Annotated in this window: 9 protein-coding genes; 6 read left to right on the top strand and 3 right to left on the bottom strand. The window is 61.2% G+C overall.

Annotated elements, in window-relative coordinates:
- Nucleotides 1–58: 58 nt before the first annotated feature.
- The 3 genes from J2Z75_RS29310 to J2Z75_RS29615 all read left to right on the top strand — a co-directional run bounded on the left by J2Z75_RS29310 (nt 59) and on the right by J2Z75_RS29615 (nt 9,406).
- A complete protein-coding gene (locus tag J2Z75_RS29310; RefSeq protein WP_234937455.1) occupies nt 59–5,341 on the top strand; it encodes a cadherin domain-containing protein in 5,283 nt (1,760 codons plus the stop codon).
- Nucleotides 5,342–5,355: 14 nt separating this feature from the next.
- Nucleotides 5,356–7,446 carry a TonB-dependent hemoglobin/transferrin/lactoferrin family receptor gene (locus tag J2Z75_RS19995; protein WP_209854529.1) on the top strand — a complete coding sequence of 697 codons (2,091 nt, stop codon included), beginning with the start codon at nt 5,356–5,358 and terminating at the stop codon, nt 7,444–7,446.
- A gap of 121 nt (nt 7,447–7,567) precedes the next feature.
- The gene (locus J2Z75_RS29615; protein WP_327791280.1) at nt 7,568–9,406 is read left to right on the top strand and encodes a calcium-binding protein; all 1,839 of its coding nucleotides are present in this window, start codon (nt 7,568–7,570) and stop codon (nt 9,404–9,406) included.
- A 168-nt stretch (nt 9,407–9,574) separates the two neighbouring features.
- Here J2Z75_RS29615 and derI read toward each other — a convergent pair whose 3' ends face one another.
- Genes derI through J2Z75_RS20015 form a run of 3 tightly spaced genes read right to left on the bottom strand, consistent with a single transcriptional unit; the run spans nt 9,575 to nt 11,590 of the window.
- Complete coding sequence (gene derI / locus J2Z75_RS20005) at nt 9,575–10,012, bottom strand: D-erythrulose-4-phosphate isomerase (RefSeq protein WP_209854530.1); 438 nt, start codon at nt 10,010–10,012, stop codon at nt 9,575–9,577.
- A 28-nt stretch (nt 10,013–10,040) separates the two neighbouring features.
- Complete coding sequence (locus J2Z75_RS20010; protein ID WP_209854531.1) at nt 10,041–10,808, bottom strand: triose-phosphate isomerase; 768 nt, start codon at nt 10,806–10,808, stop codon at nt 10,041–10,043.
- A complete protein-coding gene (locus J2Z75_RS20015; protein ID WP_209854532.1) occupies nt 10,805–11,590 on the bottom strand; it encodes a DeoR/GlpR family DNA-binding transcription regulator in 786 nt (261 codons plus the stop codon). Before J2Z75_RS20015 ends, J2Z75_RS20010 begins: the two co-directional genes overlap by 4 nt.
- 257 nt (nt 11,591–11,847) lie before the next feature.
- Between J2Z75_RS20015 and pncB the strand changes: the two genes are divergently transcribed.
- The 3 genes from pncB (at nt 11,848) to J2Z75_RS20030 (ending at nt 15,456) form a co-directional block, all read left to right on the top strand.
- Nucleotides 11,848–13,152 (top strand): nicotinate phosphoribosyltransferase, encoded by a 1,305-nt coding sequence (pncB, locus tag J2Z75_RS20020; protein WP_209854533.1) that lies wholly within the window; start codon nt 11,848–11,850, stop codon nt 13,150–13,152.
- A 108-nt stretch (nt 13,153–13,260) separates the two neighbouring features.
- Complete coding sequence (locus tag J2Z75_RS20025) at nt 13,261–14,316, top strand: ABC transporter ATP-binding protein (RefSeq protein ID WP_234937456.1); 1,056 nt, start codon at nt 13,261–13,263, stop codon at nt 14,314–14,316.
- Between the two features lie 117 nt (nt 14,317–14,433).
- Nucleotides 14,434–15,456 carry a Fe(3+) ABC transporter substrate-binding protein gene (locus tag J2Z75_RS20030; RefSeq protein ID WP_209854534.1) on the top strand — a complete coding sequence of 341 codons (1,023 nt, stop codon included), beginning with the start codon at nt 14,434–14,436 and terminating at the stop codon, nt 15,454–15,456.
- Nucleotides 15,457–15,490: the final 34 nt, after the last annotated feature.

The raw sequence follows: 15,490 nt of genomic DNA on the forward strand, positions 1-15,490 counted from the left end.
GGCTGGAACCACAAACCGCCAGGGCGTCAGCGCCCTTCACAAGCTCAAAGGACTTCAGATGGCCACCGCCTCGACGACTACACCGCAAGGGACCACCATCACGATCGACGACAACAGCTTTGATCCGCAGATTGCTGCCGGAACGGTTGTTGCCACGGTCACCGTCTCTGATCCGGATGGCCTGTGGAACTTTTTCATCGTCCCGCCAGACATCGATGGGCAAAGCGCCATGACGTCCTTCGGGTGGGTTTATGATGCTGCAGGGTCGCAGGGCGCGGCCGAAGAAGGCATCAGTTTCGAGGAAAACACGACCTCGTTCACGATCAAGATCGTTGCTCTCACGAACATCGATTTCGGCGCGCTCACCTCTTACGATTTCGGTTTCGCGACAGCCTACGGTCCGACCTACGACGAGGTCGAATACGAAGAGGGCATCTTCCTGCCGCTTACGATTGAGGAAGATCCCGGTGCCGTCCCCACCGCCACCGACGACACCGCCTCGGCAGGCAAGAACATCCGGACGACGATCAACGTTCTCGCCAACGACACCGATTCCGACGGCACGATCGATCCGACGACGGTGACGGTGGTTGATGGCCCCGATCATGGCACGTTCAGCGTCAATGCCACGACCGGCGTGATCACCTACACGCCGACGAAGGATTATGTCGGTTCGGACAGCTTTACCTATACGGTGAAGGACAATGACGGCAACGTGTCGGGCGAGGCGACGGTCACCATCGGCGTCGACTCGAAGCTGACGCTGACCTCGTCCAACGAAGCATTCGCCGCGGATGCGCTGGCCATCGGGACAGTCGAAGTCGACGGTGGTGCTGGCGACGACTATCTGAGCGGTTCCAGCAACCCTTCCACGGCGGGCGCCGACACGTTCTACGGCGGCGACGGCAACGACATCATCTTCGGCGCCACCGGCAATGACTATATCGAAGGTAATGCCGGCAACGATTACCTGCGCAGCGGCAGCGGCAACGACACGCTGGTCGGCGGCGAGGGTAACGATACCTATGGCATCCGCTTCTTCGCCAACAAGACGAGTAGCACGGTCGATACCGGAACGGTGACGATCATCGACGACGACGGTGTTTTGTGGAACGGCGCGCCGCGTCCGGCCACGGTTCCCTCTGAATGGAGCTCCCAGCCACCAGCCGCCGCCGGCTATCAGATCACGGGTACGGCGACGAGCACCGGAGAAGGTACCTGGGACCTGGTGGTGGCCGACGACAACGGCGGCACCAAGACCTTTGCGCTCACTCTGGACGGCGACGACCTGAAGATCGTCGGCGGCAGCGAGACCGTCACTATCAAGGACTACATCAACGGCAAATTCGGCATTACGCTGGACGGCGTTGTTGTTCCGACGCCGGTCGCCACGGCCGATTCGGCCGCGACGGTGAAGGACCTGTCGAAGACGATCGACGTGCTTGCCAACGACACGGACGCGGACGGCACGCTGGGTCCGACGACGGTGACGATCGTCGATGGCCCGCTGCACGGCACGCTCACCGTCAACGCAACGACGGGCGTGATCACCTACAAGCCGACAGCCGGTTATGTCGGCGCCGACAGCTTCACCTATACGGTCAAGGACGATGCCGGTAACACCTCGAACGTCGCGGCGGTAACCCTTGATGTGGCGGCAGCGCATATCCTCACCTCGGGCGACGATGTGTTCTCGGGCGACACGAAAGGCCTGACGGCCTCTGGTATCGAGGTCCACGGTGGCGCTGGCGATGACTATATCGTCACCAGCAACCAGGTGGCGATGCCCGACACGATCTATGGCGACGATGGCAACGACCTGATCTTCACCGGCCGCGGCGACGACTATGTCGAGGGCGGTGCTGGCAACGACGTGATCCATGCCCGCGCGGGCAACGACACGGTGATCGGCGGCGCAGGCGACGATACCTATGTCGTCCGTTTCACCGATACCGGCACGACAACGATCACCGACGACGACGGCACGCTTTTCCATGGCACGTTCACGCCGGCGAGCATCCCCGCGTCCTGGTCCCCGGCGCCGGGCGCAACGAGCGGTTTCGGCATCAGTGGCGAGGCGACCATCGTCAGCGAAGGTGTCTGGAGCCTGGCGGTGATCGAAACATCGGGCACCGTTCATACCCTCACGCTCACCTTGACGGACGGCGACCTCACCATCGTCGAATCCGGCAAGCCGCAGACCGTCGTCATCAAGGACTACGTCAACGGCACCTTCGGCATCACGCTGGCGTCTGAAAACCATGCGCCGACGAACCTTGCCCTGTCCAATGACAATGTCGATGAAAACAGCGATGTCGGTACTGTCGTCGGCACCCTGTCGGCCACCGATCCGGAAGGCGGCGCGGTGACCTACACCCTGGCCCAGCCAAGCGACTATTTCGAGATCGTCGGCAACCAGATCAAGGTCAAGGGTTCGCTCGATTACGAGACGATAGCGTCGCATGACCTCACGATCGTTGCATCGGATGCGGACGGCAATACAACGCAGCAGACGTTCGAGATCGGGGTCAACGATCTCGACGAAGCACCGACCGAACCGTCGAAGGGCACGATCACCATCGACGTGTCCGGCTCGGGCACGACGGGCGTCGATTTCGAAGCCTATATGCGCGGCGGCTTCATCTCCGACACAGTCGGCGGCGGCTTCCCGTCCTTCGACAACAGCAGCGCATTCATCGGCGAGGAGATGTTCATCGGCTACGGCACGGACGCCACGTCGAAATACGTTCTCGCCCACGGCAACCTCGAATATTCCTTCGGCACCCACACGATCGTCGGTGAAATCAACACGATCGAGTTCGGCACGCGCGGTACCGGCAGCTTCGACAGCAACGGCTACTTCACTGGCGCCGACACCCTGCTGAAGATCACCGGGCTCACCTTCGCCAATGGCAAGCCAGCCAACTCGACCGAAGAAGCGCAGATCGAGGCAAACGGCCTCGTACACCTCTTCGGTATCGCCCACATGTACGGCAACTCGACCGATCCGGATACCGCTGCAAAAGTGGCGGCGGCGCTCGACAAGATCGCCGATGGCCTCGATGCCTATGCCCAGCATTTCATCGGTTCGGCCGGAGCGGATATCTACGCCGGAACGCAATACAGCGACGAGATCGAAGGCGGCGCCGGAAACGACCTGCTTTCGGGCGGCAGCGGTGACGACACCATTACCGGCGGGGCTGGCAGCGATATCATCGCTGGCGGCTTCGGCTCGGATACCGCGACCTATGGCGAGCTCAAGTCCGCCTACACCGTGACCGACAACGAAGACGGAACGTTCACCGTACTCGACACGGTGGCCGGCACCAGCGACACCCTGACCGGCGTCGAGTTCCTGCGCTTCAAGGATGTGATCGTCGATCTCTCGGACGGCAGCGAAGAAGTGGTCGGAGAGCCGCCGGAAAATATCCAGCTTTCCGCTTCCACGGTTGCGGAAAACGCGACGGTTGGAACGGTCGTCGGCACACTTTCGGCGGTGGACCCGGATGGCGGCACGGTCAGCTTTGCGCTGACGGGCGCCGTCAGCGACAAGTTCGAGATCGTCGGCAACGAACTGCGCCTGAAGGCCGGCATCGATTTCGAAACCGCGCAGTCGCACGAGATCACCGTGCGGGTGACGGACTCGTTCGGTAGCACTACCGACAAGACCTTCACCATCGGCGTGACCGATGTGAACGAGGCTCCCGTGAGCCTGGCGCTCACCAAGACCAGTGTCGCCGAAAGCGCTGCGGTCGGTACGGTTGTCGGCACACTTTCGGCGGCCGATCCGGAAGACGGCGTGCTGACATACACGCTCGGCGCAGACACGGACGGCAAGTTCGAGATCGTCGGCAACCAGCTGCGCGTCAAGGCTGGCCTCAACTATGAGGCGGACGCCAGCCATCCGATCACCGTCATCGTCAAGGACGCGGCGGGCAACAGCACGTCCAGGAACTTTACCATCAAGGTCACCAACGTCGATGAAGCGCCGGGCTCCGTGACGCTGTCGAAGGCGACGGTTGCCGAGAATGCATCGGTCGGCACGACGGTCGGCACGCTGTCCGCGGTCGACCCGGAAGGCGGCGACGTTGTCTACAGCCTGTCGTCCAACCCGGGCGGCATGTTCAAGATCGTCGACAACAAGCTGCAGGTCGCAAAGGCGCTCAACTACGAGACCGGTGCGAGCTACACCATCAAGGTCGATGCCATCGACGTCGGCGGCAATACGACGGTGAAGACGTTCACCATCGGCGTTACCGACATCAACGAGGCACCGGGCTCGGTGGCCCTGTCGAAGGCGACCGTTGCCGAGAACTCGGCCGTTGGCACGACGATCGGAACGCTGTCCGCGGTCGATCCGGAAGGCAAGGCGCTGACATACAAGCTGACCGACAATGCCGGCGGCCTGTTCAAGCTCGACGGCAACAAGCTGCAGCTGGCCAAGTCGGTGAACTACGAGACCCTGAAGTCCGACACGATCACGGTCGAGGTCAAGGATGCGGGCGGTCTGACGGTGACCAAGACCTTCACCATCGGCGTCACCGACGTCAATGAGGCACCGGGCTCGGTGGCCCTGTCGAAGGCGACGGTTGCGGAAAACACCAAGGTCGGCACGACCGTTGGCACGTTCTCGGCGATCGACCCGGAAGGCAAGGCACTGACATACAAGCTGGCCGACAATGCCGGCGGCCTGTTCAAGCTCGATGGTAACAAGCTTCAGGTGGCCAAGGGCATCGACTACGAGACGGTCCAGAGCGACACCATCAAGGTCGAAGTCAAGGATGCCGGCGGACTGACGGTGACCAAGACGTTTACGATCGGCGTCACCGACGTGCTGGAAACGATCACCGGCACATCGGCGTCGCAGACGATCAAGGGCGGCATCGGCGCGGACAAGATCGTCGCAGGCGCGGGCAACGATACCCTGCAAGGCCTGGGCGGCAACGACAAGCTCTACGGCGACGCCGGCAACGACAAGCTCTATGGCGGGCTCGGCGCCGACGATCTCACAGGTGGCGCGGGCTCCGATACCTTCCAGTTCAAGGCGCTGTCGGATTCAACCGTTGCCTCCTCCGGTCGCGATACGATCTTCGACTTTTCGGGCATCGGCGGTGACCGGATCGATCTTTCGGGTATCGATGCGAGCACGAAGGCGTCCGGCGACCAGGCGTTCTCGTTCCTCGGAACGGCAAGCTTTACCGGCAAGGCCGGCGAGCTTCGCTATGAGAAGCAGGCGTCCGACACCTACGTCTATGCGGACGTCAACGGTGACAAGAAGGCCGACTTCGCCATCCATCTCGACGACGCCGTCACGTTGACGAAGGGATATTTCGTCCTGTGATGCCTCAAAGCCGGATGACAGACAGAAAAGGGGGTGGCCGGAAAGGCCGCCCCGAACTGCGTTCAAAGCCAGGTGCGTATCCGCAGCGACTGACGCTGCTGGCAACCGTTTCCGCCTTCGCGATCCTGACGGCCGCCTCGCCGGATTTCCTGGGCCGGCCTGCTTTCGCACAGGACGCCACGCAAGAGCCTCTTGTCGAGACCCCGGAAGGCGCGACCATGCTCGAAAAACTGGTGGCGACCGCCACCCGGATCGGCGAGAACGTCTACGACACCCTGTCCGGTTCGAGTGCCGCCACGCGCGACCAGCTCGAGGTCGAAATGCCGGGCGCGCCGGTTTCCCAGATCATGACGCTGGTTCCCGGCGTAACGACGCAGACCTCCGCCGACGATCCAGGCATCGCCATCAACATGCGCGGTCTGCAGGATTTCGGCCGCGTCAACGTGATGGTCGATGGCGCCCGCCAGAATTTCCAGAAGAACGGACATGAGGCCAACGGTACGTTCTATCTCGACACCAACATGCTGAAAGCGGTCGAAGTGACGCGCGGCCCGAGCTCGGTCGTCTACGGTAGCGGCGCCATCGGCGGCGTCGTCAACTTCACCACGATCGATGCCGACGACGTGCTGCAGGAAGGTGCCACCAAGGGCGGACGCGTCAAGCTCGGTCTCGACACCAACGGCTTCGGCCCGACCGTGCATGGTGAGGCAGCGATCAAGATCGAGGATGCCGCCGAATTCGTGATCGCCGGCACCTGGTTCCAGCCGGACGACTACAGCTCCGGTGATGGCGAGGATATCGAATCGGCGCAGGATCTTCGCTCAGGCCTTGCCAAGGCCAAGTTCCGCCCGACGGACGATCAGGAAATCACCCTGTCGGCGACGCGTTATTTCAACACGTTCGAAAACGGGACTTCCAGCATTCGTGAGGTCGATGTCACGGTCGATACCTACACGGCCGGTTATCGCTATACGCCGGATTCCGATTTCTGGGACCTGAGTGCAAAGGTCTATTATACAAGCACCCTGTCCGACCAGGCCGCTGCGGCCGGGGCGCTCGGCGATTCCGAACAGTCCTTCGATATCGGCACGGCCGGTCTCGATATCTTCAACACATCGAAATTCGATACAGGCGCGTTCTCGCACGAATTGACCTACGGCGCCGATATCTTCCGCGACCGCGTGACGACGGTGGACGCGGCCGGCAGCAGCGACGACCTGACGCCGTCGGGCACACGCGTCGCCTACGGCACCTATGTGCAGGACAAGATCTCCTTCGACGACTGGCTCGAAGTGATCGGCGCCCTTCGCTACGACGGCTACAGCCTGAAGGATGACGATGTCCGCATCGATGGCGAGCGCCTGTCGCCAAAGATCACGGTCGGCGTCACGCCCTGGGAGCAGGTGACCTTCTACACGACCTACGCCGAAGGCTATCGCGCACCGGCAATCACCGAGACCCTGATCGATGGCTTCCATCCACCGCCGGTCATGGGCCAGTTCTTCCCAAATCCGAATCTCAGGCCTGAAGTGGCACACACGATCGAGGCCGGGGTCAACCTGCGCTTCGACGATGTCATCGCCACGGATCAGCTGCGGGTGAAACTGGGCGTCTTCCAGAACGACGTCGACGACTATATCGACCAGGTGTTTCAGAGGTTCCCGATCCCGGGCGGCTATCAATATCAAAATATTGCAAAAGCGCGGATCAAGGGCTTCGAGTTCGAGGCCAACTACGATGCGGGCACGATCTTCGCCGGTCTCTCCGGCCAGATCATGGATGGCGAGAACCTGACGGATGGCGGGCCGCTGCAGAAAGTGCCGCCGTTCCGTGTTGTGACTTCGCTCGGCTTCCGGGCGCTGGACGAGCGCCTGACGGCCGGAACGCGGCTGACCGTCGTCGGCAAGAAAGACGATGATCTCGCCACCGGCTTCGTCGGTGAAGCATACCAGCTGGTCGATCTCTTCGCCAATTTCGAGGTCAACGACACGACGACGGCCAACCTGCAGCTGAACAACATCTTCGACCGGGAATACACCCAGTATCTGAATGCCGATCCCAGCCCGGGCTTCAATGCCAAGGCGTCTTTGACGATCAAATTCTGAGCCTGCCCCGCCCGCCGGCAACGCCGGCGGATGGTTTGAATAGCGACCGGCGGCCTTTCGCCGGCCATGGCTGCAAGCGACACCCGCAAGACGGGCGCGCCCAACGACAAGGACTGACGAGATGACCATCACCATCACCCTGACCGCCGAGATCGGCTCTTCCGCCGGCGTCGATTTCAACACGGAATTCACCAGCTATTTCTCAGAGCTGGTGCCGACGGGATGGCCATATATTCTGGGTGGCGCCAGCACGTTCGAGGGCGACGAGATCGTGCTGCTCGACAAGGTGGTCGAAGGCCAGGAAAGCGACACCAAGGCCATCATCCTCGATGGCGAGGATTTCAACTACTATTTCAACGACCACACGCTGAGCGGGACACTGACGACGGTGCGCCTGTCGACGCTCGGGGACAGCTACAATGAAGCTGACGGCTCTTTCGACCAGGAGGAGAACGGCCATATCACCAATGTCACGACGCCGATCGAGATCAGCGGGCTCAACATCTCCAATCCTTACGGCGTCAAAGGCGATCTCCACGACGTGATCTACGGCCTGATGGGCGGCGACCATGACGGAGGCGGCACCTCCAATCCGGCTCCGCTGGAAGCATTCCTGTGGGCCGAGGCGCATAATATCGTCGGCTCGACCGGCGCCGATAAATACAGCGGCACCCAGTTTGGCGATACCGTGCGCGGCAATGGCGGCAACGATGTCTTTGACGGCAAGGGCGGCTCCGATACCGCGGTCTTTTCCGGTACGAAGGCGAACTACACATTGACGAAGAATGCCGACGGCAGCATCACGGTCCAGGACAACCGCGCCGGCAAGGATGGCAAGGACACGCTGAAAAACATCGAGACGGCGAAGTTCTCCGACGGCACGATCGACCTGACGACCTGGTCCGACAAGGCGCCGACCTCGCTGGCGCTATCGAAGGCAACCGTCGCGGAGAATTCGGCTGTCGGCACCACGATCGGCACGCTGTCGGCGGTCGATCCGGAAGGCAAGACGCTCACCTACAAGCTGACGGACACGGCGGGCGGCCTGTTCAAGCTGTCGGGCAACAAGCTTCAGGTCGCCAAGGCGCTCAACTACGAGGCGCTGCAGAGCGACACGATCACCGTCCAGGTCTCCGATCCGGCCGGCAACACGACGACGAAGACCTTCGCCATCGGCGTGACGGACGTACTCGAAACCATCGCCGGCACATCTGCCGCCGAGACGCTGAAGGGCGGGATCGGCGCGGACAAGATCCTCGGCGGCGCCGGCAATGACGGGATTTATGGTTATGCTGGCAGCGACCAGTTGTTCGGCGAGGCCGGCAACGACACCCTGAACGGCGGCAAGGGTGCGGACAAGCTCGACGGCGGCGCGGGCACCGATACCGCGACCTATTCCGGCGCCACGGCAGGTGTCACGGCAAGCCTCGCAAATGCCGCCGTCAATACCGGCGATGCCAAGGGCGATGCCTATGTGTCGATCGAGCGGCTGACGGGCTCAAGCCACGCCGACAAGCTTTATGGCGATACATCCGTCAACCTGCTCAGCGGCGGTGCCGGCGACGATATCCTGTCGGCCGGTGCAGGCAACGACACGCTCTACAGCGGGCTCGGGGCCGACGATCTGACAGGCGGAGCGGGCGCGGACACTTTCGTCTTCAAGACGCTGGCCGACACCACGGTTGCCGCTGCCGGACGCGACACGATATTCGATTTTTCGGGCACCGGCGGCGACCGGATCGACCTGTCGGCCATCGACGCAAATGAGGCCGCCTCCGGCAATCAGGCATTCAAGTACCTGGGCACGGCAGCATTCACCGGCAAGGCCGGCGAACTCCGGTATAGCAAGCAGGCCTCTGACACCTATGTCTACGGCGACACCAACGGCGACAAGAAGGTCGATTTCGCCATTCACCTGGATGATGCGATCTCGCTGTCGAAGGGATATTTCGTGCTGTGATGCGAAGAGGCCGCTTTGCGGCGCCTCAGTCCGATCCGGCGGACAGCAGGTGGGGGGCGAGGCCTTTCCAAGGGCTCTAACGAAAACGCCCGGCATTTTCGCCGGGCGTCGCTCTGCAGGAGATGAGGGAGGATCTCCATAGCCTGCGGAAGGTCTTCGATCAGAGGATCATTTGCCGGCGTCGAGCCGGTCGATCGCCTGGACGTTGCCGGCCGACGAGCCGTTCGGATCGAATTCGGATTCCAGCCACTTGTCGACGATGGCTTTGGCCAGTTCCGGCCCGATGACGCGTGCGCCCATGGTGATGATCTGGGCATTGTTGGACTTGGCGGCGCGCTCGGCCGAATAGGTGTCGTGGGTGAGCGCCGCGCGGATGCCCGGCACCTTGTTGGCGGAGATCGAGACGCCGATGCCCGTGCCGCAGATCAGGATACCGCGGTCGTTCTGGCCGCTGACGATGGTTTCGGCCAATCCCTTTGACAAGTCCGCATAGAAGCCGGACTGGCTGAGATTGCTGACCTCCAGGCCGCTCTTGGTGGCAAGATGGGCTTCGATGACGTCGAGAAGCGGCTTGCCTGCGCTATCGGCGCCGATTGCGATTTTCATGACTGTTTCCTTCCGTTGACGGTGTTTTTCAAAGTGTAGAGGAGACGTGCTTCAGGATGTCGAGATAGCCGGCCACATCCCAGGCCGAGCGGCCGATGAACAGGCCGTCGATATGCGGTTTGGCGATCAGTTCCTCGCAATTGCCGGGATTGACGCTGCCGCCATAGAGGACGGGCACGGCAATGCCGAGGACCGCGCTCGCCCATTGCGCGATCAACGCATGGCGCTCGTCGGCATAGTCGGCGGAGGCCGGAATGCCGTTGACGCCGATCGCCCAGACCGGCTCGTAGGCGAGAAGCACGGGCTTTGCCTTGTCGGCGCCTTCGAGCAGAGCCAGGGCACCCTCGATCTGCCGCTTGAGAACGGCGTCGGCCTGGCCTGCCTCGCGTTCGGCCAGCGTCTCGCCGATGCAGATGAGCGGGACAAGACCGTGCTTCACAGCCGCCGCCGTCTTCAGCCCCACTGTGCGGTCCGTCTCGCCAAAATGTTCGCGCCGCTCGCTATGGCCGAGTTCGACAATATCGAGGTTGCAGTCCGTGAGCATCACCGGCGAGACTTCGCCGGTCCACGCACCCGCATCGTCCCAATGCATGTTCTGTGCGCCGACCTTGACGCTGGTGTCTGCAAGCCGGTCCTTGACCTGGCGGACGGCTGTGAACGGCGGGATGACGAAGCGCTGGACGCGGCTGTCGCGCGCCGCGTCGGCCTCGGCCAGTCCATCGGCAAAGATCATCGCCTCGGCGAGCGTCTTGTTCATCTTCCAGCTGGTTCCAACCCAGGCGGACGTCTCTGTCATGCTGTTTCCTCCGCGGTTTTCCCGCCAATTTTCTGAAGTTTGATGCCTGCTTCCCTGAGATCCGTTTCATAGACAGGGTCGATCTCCGCGCCGGTCAGAACCGCGTCAAACCCCTCGAGCCCGGTCAGGAAGTGCAGGGCGGATTTGCCGAACTTGCCGTGATCGACGAGCAGATAGGTGCGTGCCGCCGATTTCATCATCTGCCGCTTGGTCTGCACGACTTCCTGGTCCTGATGGAAGGCGGATGCGCCGTGGATGGCCGAGCTCGACAGGAAGGCCGCGTCGGCCCTGAGCGAGCGCAGGGCCTCTTCGGTGGTGATGCCGAAAAAGCCGTTGAACTTCTTCGAGTACTGGCCGCCGAGCGAGATGACGTCGATGCCGGCCACCGGCGCAAGCTTGTTGATCACGCCGAGATTGTTGGTGATGACTGTCAGCGGCCGGATATCCTTGAGATGGTCCGCCAGGCCGCCGGCCGTCGAGCCGTCGTCGATGATGATGATCTGGCCGGGCTCGATCAGCGTCGCGGCATGCTGCGCCAGCCGCCGCTTTTCTTCCGCCGCGATCTTTTCGCGATAGCGGAAATCGCTCTCGAATTGCGGACTCGACTGGATCGAGGCACCCCCATGTACCTTGCGCAGAAGGCCGGCCTGTTCGAGATCGTCGAGATCGCGGTGCACGGTCATCTTGCTGACGCCGAACCGGCCAGCGAGATCCTCGACCGAGGCCGAACCCGTTTCCATCAGGATATCCATGATCTTCTGACGCCGGTCTTCAGGCTTCATCGAACTGCTCGTTTGGTCTTTGTCATACGGTCAAAATAACGGCGCTTCTGAAAATTTCAACCTCCTTAGTGATACTTTGTGATTTTTATATGTGATAATGTGATATAGGCGGTCTACTCTCATGCGGCGAGCCAGGCTTTCTGCTTTCGCGGATTTGCTTTGTTGCGTCAGCCTGTTGCGGCGGGGTCGAATGCCGTGTCATGACTGCGGGGTGAACCACACATGCGCAGTCAGTGCCGGAGCGGGGGAGATTTTTCATGACCAAGACGGACATCGCTCGCCGGGTCTACAACAATGCCTGGAAGCTTGATCCGGTCGTGCGCAGCCTGCTCGACACGGATTTCTACAAGCTCCTGATGCTGCAGATGATCTGGCGGCTCTATCCGGAAGTCGATGCCACCTTCTCGGTGATCAACCGCACCAAGACCGTACTTCTGACCGACGAGATCGATGAGCAGGAACTGCGCGAGCAACTCGATTACGTGCGGGGCCTGCGTTTCACCAAGAAGGAAATGATCTGGCTCGCGGGTAACACTTTCTACGGCCGAAAGCAGATTTTCGCGCCGGATTTCCTTGCCTGGCTCGCCGATTTTCAGCTTCCGGACTATGAGCTTTCCCGCAAGCATGGTCAGTACGAGCTGACCTTCCCCGGCAAATGGACCCACACCAGCATGTGGGAAATCCCTGCGCTGGCGATCGTCAACGAGCTGCGCTCGCGCACGGCGATGAAGGACATGGGGCCTTTTGCCCTTGACGTGCTCTACGCCCGCGCGAAAGCCAAGATGTGGTCGAAGGTCGAGCAGCTCAGGGTCTATCCGGACCTGCGTATCTCCGATTTCGGCACGCGCCGCCGCCACAGCTTCCTGTGGCAGCGCTGGTGCGTCGAGGCGTTGAAGGAAGGCATCGGCAAATCGTTCTCTGGCACGAGCAACGTGCTTCTGGCCATGGACACCGATCTTGAAGCGCTCGGCACCAATGCGCACGAACTGCCGATGGTCGCGGCCGCCCTTGCGCGCAGCGACCAGGAACTGGGTGATGCTCCATACAAGGTTTTGCAGGACTGGAACCAGCTTTATGGCGGCAACCTTTTGATCGTGTTGCCGGATGCTTTCGGCACGGCAGCTTTTCTGCGCAATGCGCCGGACTGGGTTGCCGACTGGACGGGTTTTCGCCCGGACAGTGCACCGCCGATCGAAGGCGGGGAGAAGATCATCGCGTGGTGGAAGAAGATGGGCCGCGATCCGAAGGAAAAGCTGCTCATCTTCTCGGATGGCCTCGATGCCGAAACCATCCTTAAGACCTACCGGCATTTCCAGGGCCGGGTGCGGATGAGCTTCGGCTGGGGTACCAATCTCACCAACGATTTCGCCGGCTGCGCGCCGACGGAAATCAGCGGGCTCAATCCGATTTCCATCGTCTGCAAGGTCAGCGATGCGAACGGACGGCCGGCCGTCAAGCTCTCGGACAATCCACGCAAGGCGACCGGCGAACCATCGGAGGTCGAGCGTTATCTGAAATTCTTCGGAACCGAGGATTTTGCCGAACTGGCGGTCAAGGTCTGACCACCATACGGGCTGAATGGGATCGTGGCTCTTGTCGCGCTATCGCAGGACGCGTAGGTCTTTCGGAAATCCAGCTGTTTTTCCGGCTCAGTGCAAGACGAGAAGAAATTGATATCGGCAACAAAAGACTACGCACTTGAACTCTGCAATGTAAGCCGCAGGTTTGGACAGACCGTTGCGCTCGATGTCGTGTCGCTGGCGATCAGTCCCGGCGAGATCATCTGTCTCGTCGGCCGTTCCGGTTGCGGAAAATCGACACTGCTGAGAATGATCGCCGGGGTCGATACCATCGATTCCGGCCGCGTCCTGCTGAACGGAAACGAAGTGTCCGGCCCCTCCACCTTCGTGGAGCCGGAGAAGCGCAGGATCGGGTTCGTTTTCCAGGATTACGCACTCTTCCCGCATTTGACTGTCGAGCAGAACATTCTGTTCGGTCTCAAGGACCGGCCGAAACAGGAAGCGGCAGACAGGATCGCCTATGTTCTCGAGCATATCGGCATAGCGCACCTGAGCGCGCGGTATCCGCACATGCTGTCGGGCGGCGAGCAGCAGCGTGCCGCCTTGGCCCGCGCTTTGGCGCCCCAGCCGGATATCCTTCTGATGGACGAGCCGTTTTCAAATTTGGACCGCGGCCTGCGCGACAGGGTTCGCGATGAAACGCTTTCGCTCCTGCGAAAGCTCGGCACCACGGTCATCATGGTGACACACGACCCGGAGGAGGCCCTTTCGGCGGGCGACAGGGTTGTTTTGATGAAATCTGGCCGGATCGTCCAGACCGGAACGGGCTACGACCTGCACGACAGGCCCATAAATCCCTATGCTGCGGAATTCTTCTGCGCGTTCAACAAGGTGCCGGGCGTTTACCGCGATGGTCACGTCGAAACGGCAATAGGGCGGTTCGCGCGGCAACTCGATGCCGGCGAGGGCAGTCCGATGACACTCTATATCCGTCCGCGCGGTATCTCGGTCTCGCGCGAGGCGGGTGATATCAGCGGCCGGGTGAAAAGCCGTGTTTTCCTCGGCGAAGTCGAACAGCTTACTGTTCTGGTTGATGGCTTGGAGCAACCGCTTCAGGTGCGGACAATGAACCGGCTGCCGCCAGGAACGGAAGCGGTCGGCCTGACTGTCCTGCCGGACGGTTGGCTGACATTCCCTCCTGCCTAGATTGCAGGTTTGGGCGGCTTCAGTGATCCGATTGTTTACGGTAAAATCAGCCTGATAACTTGACTCGTTTAGTCAGTTAATGCTCGACAGCGTGGCATCGTTCATCTGGAGGGTTACATGAACACGTTGAGCATCGCAAAATCCGTACTGTTTTCCACGACCTTGCTGCTTAGCACAGGCGCCGTTTCGGCAGCGGAACTCAATATTTACACCACCCGCGAGCCGGGTCTGATCCAGCCTCTGCTGGATGCCTTCACGGCCGCCACGGGCACGAAGGTCAATACCGTCTTCCTCAAGGATGGCCTTGCCGAACGCGTCGTTGCCGAGGGCGAAAGCTCGCCGGCCGATATCCTGATGACCGTCGATGCCGGAAATCTCGTCGATCTCGTGGAAAAAGGCATTACGCAGCCCGTCGAGTCCACTGTCCTCACGCAGGCCATTCCGGAACTTCTGCGCGATGCGAACGGCCACTGGTTTGCGCTGTCGATGCGCGCCCGCGTCATCTATGCGGCAAAGGATCTCGATCTTGCCGCCTTCAACTACGAGGATCTGGCCGACCCGAAATGGAAGGGCAAGGTCTGCATTCGCTCCGGTCAGCATCCGTACAACACTGCGCTGTTTGCCGACTACATCGCTCATTACGGCGCTGAAGCGACGGAAAAATGGCTTGCCGGCGTCAAGGATAATCTGGCGCGCAAGGCGGCTGGCGGCGACCGTGACGGTGCCAAGGATATTCTCGGCGGCATCTGCGATATCGCCGTTGCCAATTCGTATTATGTCGGCCTGATGCGCTCGGGCAAGGGCGGCGAAGAACAGGCCGCGTGGGGCAACGCCATCAAGGTTATCCTGCCGACATTCAAGGACGGCGGCACGCAGGTTAACGTCAGCGGTGCAGCGGTCGCCAAGCATGCGCCGAACAAGGCCGAAGCCGTGAAGCTTCTGGAATATCTCGCTTCCGACGAGGCCCAGAAGATCTATGCCGAAGCGAACTTCGAATATCCGGTCAAGCCCGGCGCCGCAGCCGATCCGGTCATCGCATCCTTCGGCGAATTGAAGATCGATCCGAAGCCTTTGACGGAAATTGTCAGCCATCGTAAGCAGGCAAGCGAACTGGTCGACAAGGTCGGCTTCGACAACTAAGAAATCAGGAAGACGCCCGCAGTGCTGCGGGCGT

This window comes from Rhizobium herbae (genome assembly GCF_017873135.1).
GTDB classification, from domain to species: domain Bacteria; phylum Pseudomonadota; class Alphaproteobacteria; order Rhizobiales; family Rhizobiaceae; genus Pararhizobium; species Pararhizobium herbae.